The organism is Microbacterium maritypicum (genome assembly GCF_041529975.1).
Classification (GTDB): Bacteria; Actinomycetota; Actinomycetes; order Actinomycetales; family Microbacteriaceae; genus Microbacterium.
On record NZ_CP168030.1, the window covers coordinates 2,150,731 to 2,173,248 of the forward strand.

A 22,518-nucleotide genomic window follows, 5' to 3' on the forward strand; every position below is an offset into this window, starting at 1 on the left:
CAAGCCCCCATCCCGGAGATATCCTGGAAATGGAAGGACGCGGGGATCACGCTGACGCATTCGACCGACTGCCCTCCCTGCGGAGCACACCATGACGCATCGCATCGGCTATCTCATCGGAAGTCTCGCGCAGGACTCGATCAACCGGATTCTCGCGAAAGCGCTCGTGGGGCTCGCGCCGCCCAGCCTGGAGCTCGTCGAGATCCCGATCCGGGACCTCCCGCTCTACAACCGCGACGATGAGCTCGATCCGGTCGCCGCGGTGACGGAGTTCAAGCGCGCCATCGAGGGCTCCGAGGGGCTGCTGCTGGTGTCGCCCGAGTACAACCGCTCCATCCCCGGTGCGCTGAAGAACGCGATCGACTGGGGCTCCCGCCCCTGGGGCCACAACTCCTTCGCCCGCAAGCCCACCGGCATCATCGGCGCTTCTACCGGAGCCATCGGTACGGCAGTGATGCAGTCGTCGATGCGCAGCGTCCTGAGCTTCCTCAACGCCCCGCAACTGAACGCGCCGGAGGCGTACATCACGTTCGATCCGGAGGTCTTCGGCGCGGACGGCGAGGTGAAGGATGCCGGCACGCGGGAGTTCCTGCAGCACTACATGAACGAGTACGCCGCCTTCGTCGAGCGGGTGCTGTCGCTCACGGCACCGGGTCACGTCGGGGATCAGGGCTAGTCGGCGGGGTATGCCCTCCCGAACGATCCGCCCCAGACGGTACCGCCGAGAGGGCTGACCGTCCTTCCCGGACGGTTGGGGAGGCGGCGAAGTTCTCGCTGCGCTCTCGGCTGATCTCCCCAGATCTCAGCCTGTAGCCCCCGCTACCTGAGCAGAGTACCGCTTAATCGGCTTGTCCGCCATTTGGGGGACAAAGAAATTTGCGAATGTTGCGATTCCGGTCGCCTGTTGTCTTCCCGGCGGCGATGCCTAGGGTGGACTCATGGACAGAATGCTCGTGCTCCCCGCTCAGGTCGCCATCACCCACGGCCACCGGGTCGAGGTGACGGAGCAGGTCGATCCGCTCACCGATGAACCCGTCGTCCTCGCTCTCGTCGACCTCGACACGGGCATCCGCTACCGCCGCACGGAGGAGCCGGGCGGCGACTTCTCGCGATGGATCGGCCGGGTGCTGGAGTGCACGGTGACCATCGGCGGGATCGGGGCGCGCACCACTCTGCTGGTCGATCCCATCGGCCCCGGAGCGACCGGAGCCAAGATCGCGCTGCGCGGCGCCGACGCGGCCGCCGATGCGGCGAAGGCCGAAGCCGACCGATGGGGTGGCGCGGATCGTCCCCCGGTGGAGGAGCCCGAGCGCTTCTGGTGATGCGGGGTGGTCGCCCTCAACGGAAGTCCCGAGACCGATGCGTGAGGCCGGTGCGCATATCCTCGAAACCGTCGGCGAGCACGTTGACCACGCCCTCGGCCGACCGCTCCAGGATGCCGCGGATGATGAGCGCCGGTGATTCCCTGGCGACACGGCGGTAACGGTTCCAGACCCCGGCCGAGCAGACGATGTTCACCAGGCCGCTCTCGTCCTCGAGGTTGACGAAGGTGATCCCGGACGCCGTCGCCGGCCGCTGGCGATGGGTCACGAGGCCGGCGACCTCGATACGGCGACCGACCTCGTGGCCCTGCAGATCGGCGGCGGTGAGCACCCCGCGGGTGCGCAGCGCCTCCCGGAAGTGCGCCATCGGATGGTCGTCGGTCGACACTCCGGTCGCCCAGAGGTCCGCCGAGAGCCGCTCGTAGCTGGTCTGATCCGCGAACAGGGGCGGCTGCACGGCGACGGTGGTCCCCGGAAGGAAGCGGGAGCGGTCGTCCGCCGCGGCGCCGGCGAGCCAGATGGCCTCTCGGCGCTCCAGCCCCAGGCAGTCGAAAGCGCCGGCGGTGGCGAGCGCCTCCAGCTGCGTGGCGGTGGCATCCGTCCGGCGAACCAGATCGTGCAGATCACGGTAACGCCCATGCGCTTCACGCTCGGCGACGATCTTCTCCGCCATCGGCACACCGATCCCACGGATGCCGCTGAGCCCCAGTCGCACCGCGGATCCACCGTCCCGCCGATGCGTCGCGGACTCGTCTGGAGCCCCCCTGTCGAAGCGGAGGGTGGGCGGTTGCGGATCGTCGAGGCAGTCCTCCCGCCCCGTCGGCCCGTGCATGGACGCGCCCTCGTCGAGAGGCTCCAGCATCTCCGTCGCTCCCGAGACGTGCAGATCGGGACGACGCACTTCCACCCCGTGCCGTCGGGCATCCGCGGTGAGGGTCGACGCCGAGTAGAAGCCCATCGGCTGCGAGCGCAGCAGGCCGGCGAGGAAGGCGGCGGGGTAGTGCAGCTTCAGCCAGGAGCTGGCGTAGACGAGCAGAGCGAACGACAGTGAATGCGACTCCGCGAAGCCGAAGTTGGAGAACGCCTGGATCTGGGCGTAGATGCGATCGGCCGCTTCATCGACGAGGCCGCGCCTGGCCATGCCGGCGTACAGCTTGTCCCTGACCTTCTCGATCTTCTCCAGGCCGCGTTTCGATCCCATGGCCCGGCGGAGCAGGTCGGCTTCGTCGGCCGTGCAGTCGCCGATGGCCGTCGCCATCTGGATGAGCTGCTCCTGGAAGATCGGGATGCCCAGCGTGCGTTTGAGGATGTTCTCCAGGTCGCTGTGCGGGTAGGGGATCGTGAAGTCCACGGGCTCCTCGCCCCGTGCCCGGCGCCCCCGGTTCTCTTCGTCGACACGATCCTTCGCCATCTTGCGCCGTACGAAGGGGTGCACGGCCCCACCCTGGATGGGACCGGGACGGATGAGCGCGATCTGGATGGCGAGGTCGTAGAAGCAGCGCGGCTGCAGCCGGGGGAGCAGGCCGATCTGTGCGCGGGATTCCACTTGGAAGACTCCGATCGAATCCGCGCGACAGAGCATGTCGTACACCCCCGCCTCCTCTTTGGGGATGCTCTCCAGCGTCCACTCCTCGCCGGTGTTCTCCCGGATCAGGTCGAAGCAGTGCTGGAGGGCGGCGAGCATCCCGAGTCCCAGCAGGTCGAACTTCACCAGGCCCATGAAGGCGGAGTCGTCCTTGTCCCACTGGATGACGGTGCGGTTCTCCATGCGGGCATGCTCCACCGGCACGACCTCGCCGACCGGGCGCGCGGTGAGCACCATGCCCCCGGAGTGGATGCCGAGGTGACGGGGCGCCTTCAGCAGCTCACCCGCATAGGCGAGCACGTTCTCCGGGATGTCATGACCCTCGACGGGCTCGAGCCCCACGCCCCAGCCGTCCACCTGACGTGACCAGGCGTCCTGCTGCCCGGGGGAATGACCGAGCGCCCTCGCCATGTCGCGCACCGCGTTCTTCGGACGGTACTGGATGACGTTCGCCACCTGGGCCGCCCGCTCCCGTCCGTACTCCCGGTACACCCACTGGATGATCTCCTCGCGGCGGTCGGAGTCGAAGTCCACGTCGATGTCCGGCTCCTCCGTCCGCGTGGTCGCGAGGAATCGCTCGAAGGGCAGGCGGTAGAGGATCGGGTCGACCGCGGTGATCCCCAGCAGGTAGCAGACCGCGCTCGCCGCGGCCGACCCCCGGCCCTGGCAGAGGATGCCGCGTCTGCGCGCCTCGGCGACGATGCCGTGCACGATCAGGAAGTACCCGGGGAAGTCCTTCTCCTCGATCACGTCCAACTCGCGTTCGATGCGGCGGTGGCCGGCGTCGTCCAGCCGGGGGTACTTCGACGGTACGGCCTCCCAGACCAGGTGGCGCAGCCAGCTCATCGGCGTGTGCCCCTCCGGTACCTGCTGCTGGGGGAGCGCCGGTCGTGCGAGACGAAGCGGGAATGCGGATGCCGCGGCCAGCTCGAGCCCGTACGAGATCGCGCCGGGGTAGCGCTGGAAGCGGGCGGACATCTCGGCTCCGCTGCGCAGATGCGCACCGCCGTGTGCGGGCAGCCAGCCGTCGAGCTCATCCATGCTACGCACCGCGCGGACCGCGGCCACCGCCTCGGCGAGCGGTGCCTGTGCGGGGGTGGCGTAGTGCACGTTGTTGGTCGCGACCACCGGCAGCCGCATCCGACGGGCGTGATCGGCGAGGGCGTCGTTACGGCGGGTGTCCAGGGGGTCGCCGTGGTCGAAGAGCTCGACGGCGACGTTGTCGGCTCCGAACAGGTCGGCGAGGGAGCGCAGCGGAGTGGCCGCGTCTCCGGCCGCGAGCCCACGGCGCACCGCACCTTTGCGGCATCCGGTCAGGATCGTCCAGTGCCCGCCCGCGCGCGCGGCGAGATCGTCGAGGTCATAGACGGGACGCCCTTTCTCTCCACCGCGCAGCTGTGCGGCGGAGATCGCGCCCGAGAGCCGGTGGTAGCCCTCCATCCCGCGAGCGAGGACCAGCAGATGCTCCCCAGCGGGATCGGCGGAGCCTCGTTGCGGTGCGGGCAGGTCGAGCGACAACTCGGCTCCGAACACCGTCTGCAGCGGACTCTCCATGAGGTCGGCGACCTCGGCGAAGCGGGCAGCGCCGTAGAAGCCGTCGTGGTCGGTGAGGGCGAGGGCGGTCAGGCCGAGACGGTCGGCCTCGGCGAGGAGATCCTCGGGGGAGGAGGCGCCGTCGAGGAACGAGTACGAGGAATGGGCGTGCAACTCGGCGTAGGGGACCGCATCCTCGGGGCGAGCGATGGCGGTGGGCGGAGTGCGCTTGCGGCGCCGGCTCACCGGCCCTGGATCCGTCCGCTGGCCGCGCGGCTCGGCGCCGGGAGGGGGCGGGGGCGACTCGTCGCCGCTGAGGGTGCGCTCCAGGTCTTTCCAGGAGAGGGGCGGGTTGTGCCAGCCCATCAGCGATACCTCCCCTCGGCCCACCAGCGCTCGCCGGTGTGGAAGACCAGCCAGGCGCGGTCGCGGTCGTCGACGATCTGCAGTCGGTGCCCGCGCTTGCCCCCGCCGGACGACCAGCGACGCTCGTGGATGGGCCAGGGGCCGGCCCACGCTTGCACGGCCGCCCCGTCGATGCGGGCGGGATCGCTCGAGAGCGCCCCGCGCTCATCGATGGTGATCGTGGTCTCGTCCGCGGACAGCACTCCGATCGGACGCGGCGGGCGGAACACCTCTGCCGGGAGCGGATCGGGCAGGCTCCCCGGCCAGGGCGATTCCGGGTCGCGCGGGGGGACCGTGCGCTCGCCCCAGGGCGTCAACACCTGCCGATCGGCGAGCCAGCGGCCGCCGGCGACCGCGGCGGTGACGACGCCCTGATGGCCCAGCATGGTCTGCACGCGGGAGACCGCATGGTGCAGGCGCTCGTCGGTGCCGGATCCGAAGAGCCCCGGCTGGTGATGGGCGGCGTCGTCCACGGCGGCGGGGACGATGCGCACCGCCATGATGCCGCCGAACGCCCGTGCCTCATCGACCGGCTCCTTCGCCGACTGCGCGGCCAGTGCCTCCAGCTGCCAGCGCACCCGGTCGACGAGATCGGAGGCGTCGAAGCACGTCGGATGCAGCCAGGCCCGGGAGAAGACCACGCCGTTGTCATCGGTGAGATCGATCCGCACCTCCGTGCACACGACCGAGGCGTCGCCGAGTGCGAGCATGACCGCATCCGCCGTCTGCCGCACCGCGAAGGCGACCTGGTCCGCTCCGGCCAACGGCGAGTCGAACTCGATGTCCCGAACGAGCTCGGGGTCGGGCGGACGCGGCGTCAGCGCACGGGAGTCGGCACCGGCGGCGAGTGCGTGCAGGCGCGCGCCGTGTTCGCCGAAGCGGTCGCGCACGTCGAGCGGGGCGAGCGCGGTGAACTCGCCGAGGGTGCGCACCCCGAGTCGGACGAGGAGACCGGCGATCTGCTCGTCGCGCAGCACCTGCACGGGGTAGGGGGCGAGGAACTCCCGGGAACCGCCGGGCGGCACGACCGTGCAGGGGGTGGGTCCCCGCGCGGCGATCTCGGCGGTGAACGGGCCGTCCGCGACGCCGATGCGCACCTCGGGGAGACCGGCCTCCGCGAGGACGGTGGTGAGCGCCTCGGCCGCCTCCGCCTCCCCGCCGTGATATCGGGAGATGCCCCGGGCGCGGACGATCGCGAGTCCCGGTCGCAGCAGCGTCACCCCGGGCGCATGCTTCTCGATGAGGTGCAGCACGGGGAGGAAGGCACGCTCGTCGCGGTCGGGGTCGTGGGGGAGCACGCGCAGCGAGGAGAGATGCCCCTGTGCGACGCGGCGGCGCTGACCGGTGCGCACGCCGTGCTCTCGGGCGGAGGCGGTGCAGGCGACGATCGTGTTCGCCTGCACCAGGGCGGTGGGCGGGTGCGGAGGCGGACTGCCGAGCGCGGCCCGCAGGGGCCAGTCGGGGAACCACAGCACGAGCACGCGGAGCGGGCTGTTCATCCGGCTTCCGCCCATCGCAGGAGTTCGGGCGGTGCGGAATCGCCCTGCCCGACGATCTCGGGCGGGAGCGCGGGCAGCGCGGTGAGCTCGGCCCCGACGGTCTCGACGGCGCCGTGGCCTCCCGGCAGGCGCACCTGCACGCTCGACGGGCGAGAGGTGTGCCGGGTCTGCGCGGTCACGGTCACCGTGCAGTCGGAGAGCAGGCCCCAGCCGGCGCCGAGGCCGTGCCAGTGCGGGTCCTGCAGGCGTATCGTCCCCTCGCTCTGCGGCCACCGTCCGGTGCCGGGCGTCTCGGTGACCAGGAGCGTGCATCCGCGATCGCGCAGGCGTGCGCTCAGACGGGAGACATCGGCATCCCGCGCCCGTGTGGCGGGGTGCACGACGATCAGGGGTACGACCTCGGCCAGCGCGGAGGTCGCCGCGAGCCAGCGTTCTCCCGGGTCGGGGACGAGGATCAGACGGGCGAGATCGATGCCGAATGCGGCCGCCGCTTCGACGCCGAGTGTCGGCATGCCGACGACGGCGCACCAGTGCCCCTTCTGCGATGCGGCGCTGAGCAGTGCGAGCACGAGGCTCGGCGAGGGGGAGACGGTGTAGGAGGTGCCGGTCTGCAGGCCCTCCTCGGGGAGGAGGGCGGAGAAGGCGGGGTCGAGGGGGAGGAGCGTATGCTCGCTGCGCCGCCGTTGCATCCGGCTGATCTCGCGGCGCAGTCGCAGCACTTCTCCCGCGCGGGAGTCGCTCGCCGGCGAGAGGGAGGCCAGCGCATCGAGACCGATCACCCTGCATCCTTTCTCGAAGATATATTCTAATATAACAAGTCGTGTGGATGACGATAGTTCGTACATCGGACATCGGCGGAGTTCTCCACAGGGCGTCGGCACCGGGCCCGCAGATCTCCTAACCTGCGCGTATGGATCCCCGGCTCGCCCTCCTCTCGCTCGTGCACGTGATGCTGGCGGGCGTCGGTGGATGGCTGATCGTGATCGATGCGCGCACGCACCGCCTCCCGAATCGCATCGTGCTGCCGACGCTCGCCGCCCTGATCGTGCTCGGTGCCGGCGACGCCCTGGTCACGGGGCAGAGCACCGCGTTCCTCCGCGCCCTCCTCGGCATGGTGATCCTGGGGGGCTTCTACGCCGTGCTGCGGGGGATCAGTCGTGCGGGGATGGGTGGCGGCGATGTGAAGCTCGCCGCGGTCATCGGGTTCGTGCTCGGCTGGCACGGCTGGCAGTCGCTCGCGATCGGAGCCGCCTCGGCGTTCGTGCTCGGGGCGCTCTACGCGCTCGTGCTCATCCTCCTGCGCCGAGCACACGGGGCCACCCGCATCGCCTTCGGACCGTGGATGATCATCGGCGCGCTCCTCGGCATCGTCCTCGGCTGAATCCGCCGGGCCTCGCACGGATAGTCCGATGTCGGGGCTACCCTGAAGCACATGGCACTTGCACGGCTTCACGGCGGCCCGCTGGACGGGCAGATCATCCCCCTCGGCGACGCGGACGACAAGCTGATCGTCCCCTACAGCGAGACGCAGGTGGTGTACAACCGCCGCAGCGAACCGCACAACACCGGCCCGAACGATGGGCCGACCGAGGTCGACTACTGGTTCGAAGAGTCTCTCGAGGATCTCACTCTCAACGACGATGACTGAACCGTCCCGCACGGTCGAGGTCGAGCGCAAATACGACGTCGACGGCGAGACCCCGCTGCCGGTCTGGGAAGCGATCCCCGGGGTCGACGCCGTCACCGCCGGGGAAGCCCGGGCGCTCGACGCGCAGTACTTCGACACAGCCGACGGCGATCTCGCCCGTGCTGGGGTGGCGCTGCGCCGTCGCACCGGCGGCCCGGACGAGGGCTGGCACGTGAAGGGACCGCGGGAGGGCGACGGCCGGCTCGAACTCGGCTGGCCGCTCGGCGAGGGCGACGAGCTCCCCGGGGCCGTGGCCGACACCGTGTCCGCCTGGACGACCGCGCCACTCACCCCGCTCGCCCGCATCCGCAACGACCGCACCGCCTACCTGCTCACCGGTCCCGCGGGAGTCGTGGCCGAGTTCGTCGACGACCGGGTGCAGGCGACGGATCTCCGAGGCGACGTGCAGCGCGAATGGCGCGAGTGGGAGATGGAGCTCGGTCCCGCAGCCCCGGCAGACGACGAGGCGCGCGCCGCCTTCTTCGATGCGGTGGAGCGCGCGGTTTTGGCCGCAGGAGGCCGGGAATCGGCATCCGGTTCCAAGCTCGCCCGCGCCCTCGGCTTCTAGTCAGACGGCCGAGTCGAACGCAACCCCTTTCCCCGGGACGACACCGCGTGCTTGAGTGACAGCATGAGTCGACCGCCTGTGCTCCGATCGCTGCAGACGATCGTCCCCGACACCGTCCTCGTCCAGGAGCAGGTGCGCGACGTCTTCGCCCAGCAGCCCGACCTCGGACGATTGGCGCAGCGGATCGTCACGACATCGTTCAACGTCTCGGGCATCGACCGCCGCCACACCGTGATCGACGAGTTGTCGCTCGAATCCGACGTTGCCGATCCCGTCTTCTTCGACCGGCGTTCCGGAGAGCTGCTGGCTCCGGGCACGAAGGCGCGCAACGACATCTACACCCGAGAGGCCGCCCGGCTCTTCGTCGACGTCGCGCGGCGGGCCCTCGAGGCCGACCCCGAGATCGGCCCGGAGGATGTGACTCACGTCATCACGGTGTCCTGCACCGGGTTCCACGCTCCCGGGCCGGAGTACGAGATCGTGCGCGCACTCGGGCTGTCCGATGCGGTGCAGCGGTTCCACCTCGGGTTCATGGGCTGCTACGCCTCGATGCCGGCGCTGCGGGCAGCGAGTCAGTTCTGCATCGCCGACGAGAACGCGGTCGTCCTGGTCGTCAGCGTCGAGCTGTGCACCCTGCATCTGCGCTCCTCGGAGAACCCGGACACGATCGTCGCCTCCTCGCTGTTCGCCGACGGTGCGGCGGCCGGCATCGTCACGGCCCGCGACCTTCCGTCGACATCACCCGCCCTGCGGTTGGACCGGTTCCACACGGCCATCGCCCCGGAGGGCGAGAAGGACATGGCCTGGACGATCGGCGACACCGGATTCGAGATGATCCTCTCCACCGCCGTCCCGCAGATCATCGGGGAGACCATCATCGGCGCGCTCCGGCCGCTGTACTCCGCTGATGCGGAGATGGCCGAAGCTTTCGAGGCGGGGCGGGTGGGGGAGAAGGTCGAGCACTGGGCGATCCACCCCGGGGGCCGCAGCATCCTGGACCGGGTGCAGGAGCGGATGCATCTCAGCGATGCGCAGCTGCACCCCGCCCGCGAAGTGCTGCGCGAGAACGGCAACATGTCCAGCGCCACGGTGCTCTTCGTCCTCAAGCGCATCCTGGAGGAGGAGGGCGCGGCTGCGGGCGAGCGTGTCGCCGCGATGGCCTTCGGGCCGGGGCTGACCGCCGAGAGCGCGCTGCTCACCGTCGTCGCCCCCTCGGCCTCATGAGTCCAGCCCTGGCGGTCAGGGACGTCGAGACCCGTGAGCTGATGGACGACCCGCACGCCGATGCGCGAATGTTGGCGCGGACCTACGGACGCTTCGGCTTCGTGAACGCGCTGGTCTCGCGTCCTGGCACCCTCTATCGCCGCGATATCCTCCCGCGTGTGGAGCGTGCGGAGCGTGCGGGGCGGCTGCGCATCCTCGATGTCGGCGCCGGCGGCGGAGACCTCTGCCGTCTGCTCGCGGGGCGGCTGCGTCACGACGGGTACGACGCCGAGATCACCGCACTCGATGCCGATGAGCGGGCGATCCGGTGGGCCTCGGCGCACGACCGCGGCGCCGGCATCCGCTATCGACGGGCGCTGACCACCGAGCTGGTCGACGCGGGCGACACCTACGACGTCGTGCTGTCCAACCACGTGCTGCACCATCTGGACGAGGACGAGCTCCAGACGGTCCTCAGCGACTCGATGCGGCTCGTCGCGCCGGGCGGGCTGGTGTCCCACCACGACATCGCCCGGAGCCGGACCGCCCACGTGCTGTTCGCCGCGGCGACCTGGCCGATCTCGCGCACCCTCCTCGCCGACTCGTTCATCCGCGAAGACGGTCTCATCAGCATCCGACGCTCGTACACGGTCGCCGAGCTGACGGCGATCGCTCCGACCGGGTGGACCGTCCGCGGGGGACTGCCCTCGCGGCTGGAGCTGCGGTGGGAGGAGGGCAGTGCCCGATCATGACGTGCTGATAGTGGGAGCAGGGCCCGTCGGTCTGCTCCTGGCCTGCCTGCTGCTGCAGGACGGATTGCGGGTGGTGGTCTGCGAGCGGCGCACGGATGCCGACGATCGGACCAGGGCGATCGGCATCCATCGGCCGGGGCTGGACGCTCTCGATGCGGTCGGAATCGGGACGGACGTCCGGTCGGAAGCACTGCGGCTCGAAGGCGGAGAGGTGCGCAGTCGCCGACGGGCGTTGGCGACGCTGACCTTCGGCCCGGACCGCCCCGTCCTGATCCTCCCGCAGCCGCGGACGAGTGCGCTGCTCCGAGCCCGCCTGCAGATGCTCTCCCCGGATGCGTTGATCCCCGGGTGCACGGTGCAGAGTGTGCGGGAGACTGCCGATGCTGTTCAGGTCTTGACGCAGAGCGGGGCGGGACCGCGCACGTTCACGGCGTCGATCGTCGTGGGGGCGGACGGGGTGCGCAGCCGTCTGCGCGATGATCTCGATCTCGGCTGGGGCCGTCGTCCGGGACGCGCGTCGTACTCGATGCTCGACGTCGCAGACGCCTCACCGGGTGAGCATGCCGTCCTGCACTGCGAACCCGCCGGTCTCGTCGAGTCCTTCCCGCTTCCCGGTGGAGTGCGGCGCTGGGTCGTACGTGAAGGGTCCGACGGGGATCTGCGTGACCCCGAGGCCTTTCGCGCCGTGATCGAGGCGCGCACCGGGATCGCCATCCCGCTCCCGCCCGACGCGGAGCCGACTTCCTTCGTCGCCGCACAGCACCGGGCGACACGGCTGACCAGGGGTCGGGTCGTGCTCCTCGGAGACGCCGCGCACGAGATCAGTCCCATCGGCGGGCAGGGGATGAACCTGGGGTGGGTGGATGCCCGACGCCTCGCATCCGAGCTCGCGCGGTCGCTGCCGCATCGGATGCCGGAGCTGGCGAGGTTCGAGTGGCACGTCCTGCGCTCTGCGTCGCGCGCACAGCGGCGCTCGGCGTTCTACATGTCGATGGGTGCTCCGGCGCCGATGCCCGTGGTCCGCAGCAGGGAGCTCCTGATGCGCGCACTCGGCTCGCCGCCGGTGCGAGGATGGACGGCCGGACTCCTCACTATGCGCGGTCTCTGACGTACGGCCTCTGACGCACGAAGGCCCGGTCCGCAGTGCGCGGGACCGGGCCTTCGAGGGGGTGGATCAGAAGTTGATCATGTGGCCGGCGAGCCCGTGGAAGCCCTCCTGCAGCGCCTCCGACAGCGTCGGGTGCGTGTGCACGTTGCGGGCCAGCTCCAGGGCCGTGAGGTCCCACTTCTGGGCCAGCGTCAGCTCGGGCAGGAGCTCGGAGACATCCGGGCCGATCATGTGGGCGCCGATGAGCTCGAGGTGCTCGGCGTCGGCGATCAGCTTGACGAAGCCGACCGGCTCGCCCAGACCGTGCGCCTTGCCGTTCGCCATGAACGGGAAGGTGGCGACCTTGATCTCGCGCCCCTCGTCCTTGGCCTGCTGCTCGGTGAGGCCGAACGAGGCCACCTGCGGGGAGCAGAACGTCGCGCGCGGCATCATGCGGTAGTCGCCCAGTGTCTGCGTCTCCGCGCCGCCGATGGTCTCGGCCGCGACGACGCCCTGTGCCTCGGCCACGTGGGCGAGCTGCAGCTTGGCGGTCACGTCGCCGATGGCGTAGATGCCCTCGACGTTGGTGCGCATGTGGTCGTCGATGTCGATCGCGCCGCGCTCGGTCAGCTTCACACCCGTGGCCTCGAGGCCGAAGCCCTCGATGTTCGGGGCGAATCCGACCGACATGAGGACCTTGCCGGCCTTGATCGACGACTGCTGCCCGTCCTTGGCGGTGTAGGTGACGGTGACGGACGAGCCGTTGTCGACGACCGACTCCACCTTGGTGGAGGTGAGGATGTCGACGCCGTAATTCTTGTATTGCTTCGCGATCTCCTTCGACACGTCGGCGTCCTCGTTGGGGAGCGCACGGTCGAGGAACTCGATGATCGTGACCTTCACGCCGTAGTTCGTCATCACGTAGGCGAACTCCATGCCGATGGCGCCGGCGCCGACGATGACGATCGATTCGGGCAGCTCACGGCTCATGATCTGCTCTTCGTACGTGACGACGTTCTCGCTGAGCGTCACACCGGGCAGCAGGCGCACCTTGGAGCCGGTCGCGATAATCACGTTGTCGAAGGTGACCTCTTCAGTCGAGCCGTCGGCCTTGGCGACCGAGATGGCCTTGGGGCCGGTGAAGGTGCCGCGACCGTCGTACTCGGTCACCTTGTTCTTCTTCATCAGGAAGTGGATGCCCTTGACGCGGCCATCGGCGACCACGCGGCTGCGGTCGAACGCCTTGCCGTAGTCGATCGTGAACTCGCCGGAGATTCCGAAGAAATCAGCCTTGTGATTCAGGGTGTGCGCGAGCTCCGCGTTCTTCAGGAGCGCCTTGGACGGGATGCAGCCGACGTTGAGGCAGACACCGCCCCAGTACTTCTCCTCGATGATGGCGGTGGACAGACCGAGCTGCGCGCTGCGAACCGCAGCGACGTATCCGCCAGGACCTGCACCAAGGATGACGACGTCGTAATGTGGCATGCCTTAAGCCTATCGCTCTACTGGGGCGTCGGAACCGGTCGCGGAACCGCCACGACGGCGGCTCACGACGATCCACGTGACCACGCCGGCGACGACCAGCACCGCGACGATCACGAGTACCCAGATCCACGGGGACCCACCTTCGGCGTCACCGGAATCCGCCGCCGGCGTCGTGGTCGCCTCGGGGGCGGCAGTCTGCTCGGCCGTCGGTGCCGCGGACGTGGGGGCGGCAGTGGGTTCCTCTGTCGGAGCCGCGTCGTCGCCGACGGTCACGGTGAAGGAGTACTCGCCGGAGGTGGGATGACCGTCGCTCGAGACGACCTTCCAGATGACGTGGTACTCGCCGGCCGGGCCCGAGCCCTGCAGCGGCTGGGTGACGATCGCGCCGTCGACCGTCGCGGCGCCGTCGGTGATCGAGGAACCGTCGGGGCCGGTGACGACGACCTCGGTCGCGCCGTCGCCGTCGATGAGCTTCGCGCTGAAGGTGAGGGTCAGCGCCGAAGGCACGGTCTCGACGGACTCGTCCGCGGCCGGAGACGACGACACGAGCGCGTCGTGCGCGGAGGCCGAGAGCGGCGAGAGGAGAACGAGGAACGCAGCGAGCAGGGTGGCGGCGAGGGCGATCGGGGTCGCCGGGCGCCGCAGGGCTTTGGTCTTCACGGCTCCACCCTAGGAAACACCGGTATGTGGTGGCTGAGTGCGAAAGCGGCCTCCCGCGAGGGCCTCGGCATCCGTTAGTCTGGACAACCAAGGAGGGCACAGTGACTGACAGCGACAGCCGACCGGCCGGAGAAGCCGCGATCCACCGTTCCGGTGAGCAGAGACATGACGTGACGCAGACGTTCGGGCACGATTCCGACCTGTCATTCGTGCCGTTCGGGGTGGAACTCACCGATGTGGAGCAGAGCGCGATCAGCGCCCTCCCCGCAGGATCGGCGTTGCTGCTGGTCCGTTCCGGCGCCCTCGCCGGTGCGCGCTACCTCCTCGACACCGATGTGACCACGGTCGGCCGTCACCCGGAGGCCGACATCTTCTTCGACGACGTGACCGTGTCCCGTCGTCATGCCGAGATCACCCGCACCGGGTCGACGTTCGAGATCATCGATCAGCGCTCGCTCAACGGAACGTACGTCAACGGGGAGCGCGTCGACCGCAGCCCGCTCGTGGACGGCTCAGAACTGCGTGTCGGCAAGTTCCGCCTGAACTTCTTCGCCTCCCCTCGCGATCGCGCGGCGGCGAACGACTGATGGCGGCTACTCCCGCCCGCGAACGTTCCGCGTCCGCGGGCTTGCTGAGCATCGGCCAGGTCCTCGCTCGGCTCACACCGGAGTTCCCCGACCTCACCTCCAGCAAACTGCGCTTCCTCGAGGTGCAGGGCATCGTCAGTCCCTCTCGAACCGAGTCCGGCTACCGCAAGTTCTCCGCGTCGGACATCGAGAGGCTGCGGCTCGGCCTCACCCTGCAGCGCGACCACTATCTTCCGCTGAGCGTGATCCGCGAGCAGCTCGACGACGTCGATGCGGGTGGGGAGGCGACACCGCTCGCTCCGCCGCCCTCGATCACGCCGGCGCCGCGCAGATACCGTCGCGACGAGCTGCTGGCCGCAGCCGGTGCGGGCCCGCAGCTGCTCAACGATGCGATCAGCACCGGCGTCATCATCGCGCAGGAGAGCTACCAGGAGACGACGGTCACGCTGCTGCGCGGCCTCGTCGCCCTCGACCGCCACGGCATCGAGCCGCGGCACCTGCGTTCCCTGCGTCAGGGGGCGGAGCGCGAGGTCGCGCTCATCGAATCGGCGATGTCCGCGCTGCTGCGTCGGACGGACGCACCGTCTCGCGCCAAGGCCAGCGAACTCGCGCCCGAACTGGCGACGAAGATCGACGAAGTGCGCTCGCTCTTCGTCAGGGACGCACTGTCACGAGTGCTTTCGTAACGAACTGGTTGCGACACACCTTCGCGGTCCCGCGGATGTGATTGCCGGTGCCCAGGCACTGCTCTACCGTGGAAGATAACCGTTCCAGGGAGGATTTCAGATGAATGCGGATGAGCTCGCAGGAGACCCGCGGTTCGTACCCGAACTCCTCTTCACCGACGGTCTTCCGGCCATGGATGACGAGGTCGGCTACCGTGGCGCGGTCGCCGCTCGCGCCGCCGGCATCACCTACCGTCAGCTGGACTACTGGGCGCGTACCGAGCTGGTGGAACCCACCGTTCGCGGGGCGAACGGTTCCGGCTCGCAGCGTCTCTACGGCTTCCGCGACATCCTCGTGCTGAAGCTCGTGAAGAGCCTGCTCGACACGGGCATCTCGCTGCAGCAGATCCGAACGGCCGTCGACGAGCTGCGACGTGCGGGTATCCGCGACCTCGCCGGTACGACGCTCATGAGCGACGGTGCGTCGGTCTACCTGTGCACCTCGAACGACGAGGTCATCGACCTCGTGAGCCGCGGCCAGGGCGTCTTCGGCATCGCCGTCGGCAAGGTCCTCCGTGAGGTGGAGTCGACGCTGGTCGCATTCGATGCGACCGCTCCGGATCCGGTCGACGAGCTCTCCGCCCGTCGGACCAAGCGCTCCGCCTGACACCGCGCCTCCCCGACATACAGAAAACGGCCGTCCTCGATGAGGGTGGCCGTTTCGCTGTGCGCGTGGGGAGGATCAGCTCTGTGGACCGCTCTCGGGCACGGCGATCCGACCGGTGCGGATGATCCGGTCGAGAAGCGAATCGAAGTCGGCCGCCAGTTCCTGGGCGGAATCGCCGGGCCAGATGTGCAGCGGCTTGGCGGCACCCTGCGCCTGCTGCAGCGAAGTGCGCTCCGGCAGCTGCGGGGAGAGCACGAGGGGGCCGAACATGTCGCGCAGTTCCTTGATGCGGAACTGGTGCTCGATGGACTGCGGGCGCACGCGGTTCACGACGATGCCGAGAGGCTGCAGTCGGGGAGAGAGACCGCGACGGATCTCCTCGATGGCGCGGAGGGCGCGATCGGCGGCGGCCACGGAGAAGAGACCGGGCTCGGTGACGACCATGACGCGATCGCTCGCGGCCCAGGCGGTGCGGGTCAGGGCGTTCAGCGAGGGCGCGCAGTCGACGAGCACGAGGTCGTAGTCCGCCTCGACGGAGGCGAGCGCCTCCTCGAGCTTCCAGACGTCGCGCACGCTCGGGTGCGGGCCGTCGAAGTTGATCGCAGAAGGGCTCCCGATCAGCACGTCGATGGTGCCGGGGTGGACCTTCGCCCAGCCGCTGGAGGTGATCGCCTGACGGACCACCTTCTCTTTCGGGTTCGCCAGGACGTCGGCGATGTTGAGTCGTCCGGCCACCTGGATGTCCATCCCGGTGGAGACGTCGGACTGCGGGTCGAGGTCGACGACGAGAGTCCGGACGCCTCGGGCGAAAGCCGCTGAGGCCAGCCCGAGTGTCACGGTCGTCTTGCCGACGCCCCCCTTGAGAGAGCTGACGCTGAGTACGTGCACGGACACCACGTTACCTTCCCCTAGGCTGAGGGAACACTCAGCCCCGCCCCATGCGCATCGAAAACGCTGCGCATCGAGCTTTCAGAGGTGTGCATGTTCCAGAAGATCCTTGTGGCGAACCGCGGCGAGATCGCGATCCGCGCATTCCGTGCAGCAGTCGAAGTGGGGGCGCGCACCGTCGCGGTGTTCCCTCATGAGGACCGCGGCTCGGTGCATCGGCTCAAGGCCGACGAGGCCTACGAGATCGGGGAGCGCGGCCATCCGGTGCGCGCATACCTCAACGTCGACGAGATCATCCGCGTCGCTCTCGAATCGGGAGCGGATGCGATCTACCCCGGATACGGCTTCCTCTCGGAGAACCCCGAGCTGGCCGAGAAGGCTGCAGCCAACGGCATCGTGTTCATCGGTCCGCCCTCCAAAGTCCTGGAGATGGCGGGGAACAAGGTCGAGGCGAAGCGTCATGCGATCGAGGCGGGCGTGCCCGTCCTCCGATCCACGGAAGCCTCCGACGACGTCGATGCTCTCGTCGCCCAGGCGGAGGACATCGGGTTCCCGCTCTTCGCCAAGGCGGTCGCCGGCGGCGGCGGTCGCGGCATGCGCCGTGTCGAGACGTTCGGTGATCTCGCCCCCGCGCTGGCCGAGGCCATGCGCGAGGCGGCCAGCGCATTCGGAGACGCCCGGATGTTCCTCGAGCAGGCGGTCGTGCGCCCGCGGCACATCGAGGTGCAGATCCTCGCGGACAAGACCGGCGAGACCGTGCACCTGTTCGAGCGCGACTGCTCGGTGCAGCGACGTCACCAGAAGGTCGTGGAGATCGCTCCGGCTCCGAACCTCGACGACAGCGTCCGCACCGCGCTGCACGGGTACGCGGTCGCGTTCGCGCGGTCCATCGGCTACGAGAACGCCGGCACGGTCGAGTTCCTGCTCGAGACGGCGGGGGAGCGCACGGGCGAGGTCGTCTTCATCGAGATGAACCCGCGCATCCAGGTGGAGCACACGGTCACCGAGGAGGTGACCGACGTCGACCTCGTGCAGAGCCAGATGCGCATCGCGTCCGGGCAGACCCTCGCCGACCTGGGCCTGCAGCAGGAGAATCTGCATCTGCGTGGCGCGGCGCTGCAGTGCCGGATCACGACGGAGGACCCGACGCAGGGCTTCCGTCCCGACACCGGAAAGATCACGACCTACCGCTCGCCCGGCGGCGCCGGCATCCGTCTCGACGGCGGAACCGTGCACCAGGGGGCACAGATCAGCCCGCACTTCGACTCCATGCTGGCGAAGCTGACCTGCCGTGGTCGCGACTTCCCCGCCGCCGTCGCCCGAGCGCGTCGCGCCCTGGCGGAATTCCGCATCCGCGGCGTCTCCACCAACATCCCCTTCCTGCAGGCGCTGCTGGAGGATGACGCGTTCATCGCGGGCGATGTGAGCACCTCGTTCATCGACGAGCGGCCCGAGCTTCTGCGCGGGCGGGTGTCGAAGGACCGCGGGACGAAGTACTTGAACTGGCTGGTCGATGTCACCGTCAACAAGCCGCACGGCGCCCACCCGGGAGTGATCGATCCCTCGTCGAAGCTGCCGACGGTCGAGCTGACCACGGAACCGCCGGCCGGCTCTCGTCAGCGGCTTCTCGAACTCGGGCCGGAGGGCTTCGCCCGCAGCCTCCGCGAGCAGACCACCTTGGCGATCACCGACACCACCTTCCGTGATGCGCACCAGTCCCTCCTGGCGACGAGGGTCCGCACGAAGGACCTCGTCGCGGCCGCTCCGTACCTGGCGCGGCTGACCCCTGGACTGCTGTCCGTCGAGGCCTGGGGCGGCGCGACCTACGACGTCGCCCTGCGGTTCCTGGGCGAGGACCCGTGGGAGCGGCTCGACAAGCTGCGTGCCGCATTGCCGAACGTCGCGATCCAGATGCTGCTGCGCGGCCGCAACACGGTCGGCTACACGCCCTACCCGACGGCGGTCACCGAGGCGTTCGTCGCGGAGGCGGCTGCCAGTGGTGTCGACATCTTCCGCATCTTCGACGCGCTCAACGACGTGGAGCAGATGCGACCGGCGATCGAGGCCGTCCGCAAGACGGGCACGGCTGTCGCCGAGGTGGCGCTCTGCTACACCGGCGACCTGCTCGACCCCGCAGAAGACCTCTACACGCTCGACTACTACCTGAAGCTGGCCGACCAGATCGTCGAGGCGGGCGCGCACATCATCGCGATCAAGGACATGGCGGGCCTGCTGCGCCCGGCGGCCGCGGCGAAGCTCGTCGCAGCGCTGCGTGAGCGTTTCGACCTCCCGGTGCATCTGCACACGCACGACACGCCGGGCGGTCAGCTGGCCACGCTCCTCGCAGCCAGCGCCGTCGGCGTCGATGCCGTGGATGCGGCGTCGGCACCTCTGTCCGGCACCACGAGCCAGCCGTCCCTGTCTTCGCTCGTCGCAGCTCTCGCGCACACCGAGCGGGACAGCGGGATCTCGCTCGACGGCGTGTCCGACCTCGAGCCGTACTGGGAAGCGGTGCGTCGGGCGTACGCTCCGTTCGAGTCCGGGCTTCCGGGGCCGACGGGGCGCGTCTACCACCACGAGATCCCCGGCGGTCAGCTCTCGAATCTGCGTCAGCAGGCGAAGGCGCTGGGCCTCGCGGACGACTTCGAGCTCATCGAGGACATGTACGCAGCCGCCGACCGGATCCTGGGACGCGTGCCGAAGGTGACTCCCTCCTCCAAGGTGGTCGGCGACCTGGCCCTTCACCTCGCAGCCGTGAAGGCGGATCCCGCCGACTTCGAGGCCAACCCGGAGAAGTACGACGTGCCGGATTCGGTCGTCGGCTTCATGGCGGGCGAGCTGGGCGATCTGCCCGGCGGGTGGCCGGAGCCCTTCCGGACGAAGGTTCTCGCCGGACGCTCGGTGCGGCTCGGTCTCACGGAGATCACCTCGGAGGACGAGGCAGCACTCGCCGGAACCAGCGCCGAGCGGCGGACACGACTGAACACCCTGCTGTTCCCCGGACCGACCGCGGAATTCGCCCAGCGCCGTGAGCTCTTCGGCGATCTCTCCGTGCTCGACACCAGCGACTACCTCTACGGCTTGGTCGCAGGGCAGGAGCACATGATCGAGATCGATCGGGGAGTGCAGCTCTACGTCGGTATCGAAGCGATCGGTGAAGCGGACGACAAGGGCATGCGGACCGTGATGACGACGCTCAACGGACAGCTCCGCCCCGTGTTCGTGCGCGATCGCTCGATCGTCGTCGACGCGCACGAGGTGGAGAAGGCGGACACCTCTGTTCCCGGGCAGGTCGCGGCTCCGTTCTCGGGGGTCGTGACTCTGAAGGCCGAAGTCGGCGCCGCAGTGCGGGCCGGGGAGCCGGTCGCGTCGATCGAGGCGATGAAGATGGAAGCGGCCATCACCGCGCCCGTCGACGGCGTCATCGAGCGCCATGCGATCGCCGAGACGCAGCAGGTGGATGCCGGAGATCTTTTGGTCGTGATCCGCCCCGCGCACTAACCTTGTGCGGGCGAGGCCTGCGCACCATGTGCGCATACCCGAGGCCCGCACAGGCTGGGAGCGAGATCGTGACACCGAAGAACATCACTGACCCCGACGAGAGCCCGCTGGGGGTGCTCGATGAAGCCGCGTCACTCGACACGGCCGGCATCGGCATCCTCGGCGGGACCGCGCAGGTCAGCGTGACGCTGCCCAAGGACGAGGATGACGACCTCACCGACGACGGGGTCGTCGAGGGAGAGGTGGTCGGCGACCTCGTGATCGACCCTCCCGCTGCCGTGCAGCCCGCGGTGGCGCCCGCGTCCGCGGCGAAGCCGTTGGCCTCGGGGGAGCCCGCCGTGGAGGCGACCGCCGCTCCGGCCGAGCGTGCGGCCCCCGCGAAGAAGCCGAAGAAGCAGAAGGCAGCGGCGAAGACCCCGATCCCGACCCCGGTCCCGGCTCCGAAGAAGGTCGAAGATCTCGGGCGTCCGGCGAGAGGGGTCGACGAGACCGCGGTCGAGAAGCCCGCGGTCGACGAGCCCGAGCCCGAGGCCGAGGTCGTCGAGTCGGCGGTCGTCCACGCCGCCGCGATCGACGAGGCCCCGGTGTCCTCGCCTCCGCTGGTCCATCCGCGTTCGGAGAACATCATCGATGCCGTGGTCATCGAAGAACCCGACGCCACCGCGCTCGTCGATACGCCGGACGACGACGAGCAGTCCGAAGAGGCGGCCACTGCGGAACGCTTCCTCGCCAGAGCGAAGGCCGACGCCGCACCGGCGCCCGCTGCACCGGCGCCCGCTGCGTCCGTGCCCGCTGCACCGGCGCCCGCTGCGTCCGTGCCTGCCAGAGCGTCCGTCGAGAAGGAGAACAGGTCCGTGTCCACTCCCGATGAGAACAAGTCCGTCGCCTCCCAGCCCGTCCGACCCGCTCCGCGCGTCGACGTCACGCTCACGTCCAAACGTCTGGACGACCTGGGCGATGCCTCGAGGGAGTCGGCTGACCTGCTGACCGCCGACCGGCTGCTCGACCCGCACCGGCTCGCGAAGCCCGAACCGGAAGGCGCGTGGAGCCACTTCCTCTATGCCGTCTCCGGGCGGCGCATCAACATCGGAGACGGACGCCGTGCGCGCGAGCGCAAGGCCCTGTCGGCGCGGATCGCCGCTCCGCTCGCCGGCGGAGCGCGGTTCGTCCCGGTGCTCTCGCGCAAGGGGGGAGTCGGCAAGACGACGATCACCGCGCTGCTCGGCATGGCTCTGGCCGACGCGCGCGAGGATCGTGTGATCGCTGTCGACGCCAACCCTGATCGGGGCACGCTCGCGGAGCGCATCGTGCGTCCGCACCACAGTAAGTCCGTACGCGACCTCGTCCGCATCCATGACGACGTCAAGGGATACCACGACATCTCGGCCATCGTCGCCAGGGACGCGACACGACTCGACGTGCTCGCCTCCGACTCCGACCCGCGCATCGCCGAGGCCTTCAGCGACAGCGACTACCGTGACGTCGCCGGTGTCGCCGCGCACTACTACTCCCTGGTCCTCACGGACACCGGAACCGGCATCGTCCACTCGGTGATGTCGGCGACCCTCGACCTCGCGGATCAGATCGTCATCGTCTCCGGACTCAGCGTCGACGAGGCCCGGCTGGCCTCCGAGACCCTCACCTGGCTCGAGACCAACGGCTATGCGGAGCAGGCGCGCGACGCGATCGTGGTTCTCAACCAGTCGACGCCGGGAACCCCGTTGGTGCGACTGAACGAACTCCAGGCGCACTTCGCCACCCGTGCCCGCAGCGTCGTCCGTGTCCCCTACGACCCGCAGATCGCGGGTGGAGGGACGATCGTGTTCGCGAACCTGCTCCCGGAGACCCGGATCGCCGCCCGAGAGCTGGCGGCACTGCTGGTCGAGGGCCTGCGGGCGAAGGCTGCCTGATGGCGGTTCGTGAGATCCGCATCTTCGGCGACCCGGTTCTGCGCAGCGTCTGCGCACCGATCGACGAGATCGACGACGGTGTGCGGGCGCTCGTGGCCGACCTCGTCGACACCGTCGAACTCCCCGGACGTGCCGGCGTCGCCGCCCCGCAGATCGGTGTCGCGCTCCGCGCCTTCAGCTACAACATCGACGGCGACATCGGGTACGTGCTCAACCCCGTCCTCACCGAGGTGCGCGGTGAGCCGCAGCCGACGGGGGAGGGATGCCTCTCGGTTCCCGGCCTCTGGCACGATGCCCAGCGCTACCCGTGGGCGCGCGTCGAGGGCATCGACCTCGACGGCGAGACCGTGGTGCTCGAGGGCGAGGGGCTGCTCGCCCAGGCGCTGCAGCACGAGACCGATCACCTCGACGGCAAGCTGTTCCTGACGCGTCTCGACCCGGAGACCCGCAAGATCGCCATGCGCGAGGTCCGCGAGAGCGCCTGGTTCTGAACATACGAAGAAGGGCCCCGCGC

General features: G+C 69.5%; 20 protein-coding genes. 14 read left to right on the plus strand and 6 right to left on the minus strand.

Annotation, left to right across the window (positions count from 1 at the left end; translation table 11 throughout):
* Positions 1-91: 91 nt before the first annotated feature.
* Together ACCO44_RS10460 and ACCO44_RS10465 are read left to right on the plus strand one after the other, a co-directional pair.
* Complete coding sequence (locus ACCO44_RS10460; RefSeq protein ID WP_372466517.1) at positions 92-676, plus strand: NADPH-dependent FMN reductase; 585 nt, start codon at positions 92-94, stop codon at positions 674-676.
* Positions 677-938: 262 nt separating this feature from the next.
* Positions 939-1,322, plus strand: coding sequence for a hypothetical protein (locus tag ACCO44_RS10465; protein ID WP_091037394.1), 384 nt, complete (start codon positions 939-941; stop codon positions 1,320-1,322).
* 16 nt (positions 1,323-1,338) lie between these two features.
* On the opposite strand, the gene ACCO44_RS10470 is transcribed toward ACCO44_RS10465, so the two are convergent.
* From ACCO44_RS10470 to ACCO44_RS10480, 3 genes are read right to left on the minus strand one after another with little or no spacing between them, the layout of a single operon-like run.
* On the minus strand, positions 1,339-4,806 hold the full coding sequence (locus ACCO44_RS10470; RefSeq protein WP_372466518.1) for an error-prone DNA polymerase: 3,468 nt from the start codon (positions 4,804-4,806) through the stop codon (positions 1,339-1,341).
* Positions 4,806-6,344: a DNA polymerase Y family protein gene (locus ACCO44_RS10475; protein WP_372466519.1), complete on the minus strand. Its 1,539-nt coding sequence runs from the start codon at positions 6,342-6,344 to the stop codon at positions 4,806-4,808. Before ACCO44_RS10475 ends, ACCO44_RS10470 begins: the two co-directional genes overlap by 1 nt.
* Complete coding sequence (locus ACCO44_RS10480) at positions 6,341-7,123, minus strand: hypothetical protein (protein WP_372466520.1); 783 nt, start codon at positions 7,121-7,123, stop codon at positions 6,341-6,343. Before ACCO44_RS10480 ends, ACCO44_RS10475 begins: the two co-directional genes overlap by 4 nt.
* Before the next feature lie 131 nt (positions 7,124-7,254).
* Here ACCO44_RS10480 and ACCO44_RS10485 point away from each other — a divergent pair, with 131 nt between their 5' ends.
* The 6 genes from ACCO44_RS10485 (at position 7,255) to ACCO44_RS10510 (ending at position 11,662) form a co-directional block, all read left to right on the plus strand.
* Complete coding sequence (locus ACCO44_RS10485) at positions 7,255-7,725, plus strand: A24 family peptidase (RefSeq protein ID WP_262001168.1); 471 nt, start codon at positions 7,255-7,257, stop codon at positions 7,723-7,725.
* Positions 7,726-7,776: 51 nt separating this feature from the next.
* Positions 7,777-7,992: a hypothetical protein gene (locus ACCO44_RS10490; protein ID WP_029261531.1), complete on the plus strand. Its 216-nt coding sequence runs from the start codon at positions 7,777-7,779 to the stop codon at positions 7,990-7,992.
* Entirely contained in the window at positions 7,985-8,599 is a 615-nt protein-coding gene (locus ACCO44_RS10495; protein WP_372466521.1) for a CYTH domain-containing protein, read from the plus strand. Before ACCO44_RS10490 ends, ACCO44_RS10495 begins: the two co-directional genes overlap by 8 nt.
* A 63-nt stretch (positions 8,600-8,662) precedes the next feature.
* Positions 8,663-9,823, plus strand: a complete 1,161-nt coding sequence (locus ACCO44_RS10500; protein ID WP_372466522.1) for a type III polyketide synthase — start codon at positions 8,663-8,665, stop codon at positions 9,821-9,823.
* Positions 9,820-10,554, plus strand: coding sequence for a methyltransferase domain-containing protein (locus tag ACCO44_RS10505; protein WP_372466523.1), 735 nt, complete (start codon positions 9,820-9,822; stop codon positions 10,552-10,554). The genes ACCO44_RS10500 and ACCO44_RS10505 overlap by 4 nt, the downstream gene beginning before the upstream one ends.
* Positions 10,541-11,662: an FAD-dependent oxidoreductase gene (locus ACCO44_RS10510; protein ID WP_372466524.1), complete on the plus strand. Its 1,122-nt coding sequence runs from the start codon at positions 10,541-10,543 to the stop codon at positions 11,660-11,662. The genes ACCO44_RS10505 and ACCO44_RS10510 overlap by 14 nt, the downstream gene beginning before the upstream one ends.
* A gap of 66 nt (positions 11,663-11,728) precedes the next feature.
* Here the strand turns inward: ACCO44_RS10510 and lpdA are convergent, their stop codons facing one another.
* On the minus strand, positions 11,729-13,126 hold the full coding sequence (lpdA, locus tag ACCO44_RS10515; RefSeq protein ID WP_372466525.1) for a dihydrolipoyl dehydrogenase: 1,398 nt from the start codon (positions 13,124-13,126) through the stop codon (positions 11,729-11,731).
* 9 nt (positions 13,127-13,135) lie between these two features.
* On the minus strand, positions 13,136-13,786 hold the full coding sequence (locus ACCO44_RS10520) for a copper resistance CopC family protein (RefSeq protein ID WP_105710205.1): 651 nt from the start codon (positions 13,784-13,786) through the stop codon (positions 13,136-13,138).
* A 101-nt stretch (positions 13,787-13,887) separates the two neighbouring features.
* Here ACCO44_RS10520 and ACCO44_RS10525 point away from each other — a divergent pair, with 101 nt between their 5' ends.
* The 3 genes from ACCO44_RS10525 (at position 13,888) to ACCO44_RS10535 (ending at position 15,705) form a co-directional block, all read left to right on the plus strand.
* Entirely contained in the window at positions 13,888-14,373 is a 486-nt protein-coding gene (locus ACCO44_RS10525; RefSeq protein ID WP_029261538.1) for an FHA domain-containing protein, read from the plus strand.
* Entirely contained in the window at positions 14,373-15,059 is a 687-nt protein-coding gene (locus ACCO44_RS10530) for a MerR family transcriptional regulator (protein ID WP_372466526.1), read from the plus strand. Before ACCO44_RS10525 ends, ACCO44_RS10530 begins: the two co-directional genes overlap by 1 nt.
* A gap of 100 nt (positions 15,060-15,159) precedes the next feature.
* Entirely contained in the window at positions 15,160-15,705 is a 546-nt protein-coding gene (locus ACCO44_RS10535) for a MerR family transcriptional regulator (RefSeq protein ID WP_029261540.1), read from the plus strand.
* Positions 15,706-15,780: 75 nt separating this feature from the next.
* Here the strand turns inward: ACCO44_RS10535 and ACCO44_RS10540 are convergent, their stop codons facing one another.
* Complete coding sequence (locus ACCO44_RS10540; RefSeq protein WP_029261541.1) at positions 15,781-16,593, minus strand: ParA family protein; 813 nt, start codon at positions 16,591-16,593, stop codon at positions 15,781-15,783.
* Between the two features lie 93 nt (positions 16,594-16,686).
* Here ACCO44_RS10540 and ACCO44_RS10545 point away from each other — a divergent pair, with 93 nt between their 5' ends.
* The 3 genes from ACCO44_RS10545 (at position 16,687) to def (ending at position 22,495) form a co-directional block, all read left to right on the plus strand.
* Positions 16,687-20,094 (plus strand): pyruvate carboxylase, encoded by a 3,408-nt coding sequence (locus tag ACCO44_RS10545; protein WP_372466527.1) that lies wholly within the window; start codon positions 16,687-16,689, stop codon positions 20,092-20,094.
* A gap of 68 nt (positions 20,095-20,162) precedes the next feature.
* On the plus strand, positions 20,163-22,004 hold the full coding sequence (locus tag ACCO44_RS10550; RefSeq protein ID WP_372466528.1) for a MinD/ParA family protein: 1,842 nt from the start codon (positions 20,163-20,165) through the stop codon (positions 22,002-22,004).
* Entirely contained in the window at positions 22,004-22,495 is a 492-nt protein-coding gene (gene def / locus ACCO44_RS10555; RefSeq protein WP_029261544.1) for a peptide deformylase, read from the plus strand. Before ACCO44_RS10550 ends, def begins: the two co-directional genes overlap by 1 nt.
* Positions 22,496-22,518 lie beyond the last annotated feature (23 nt).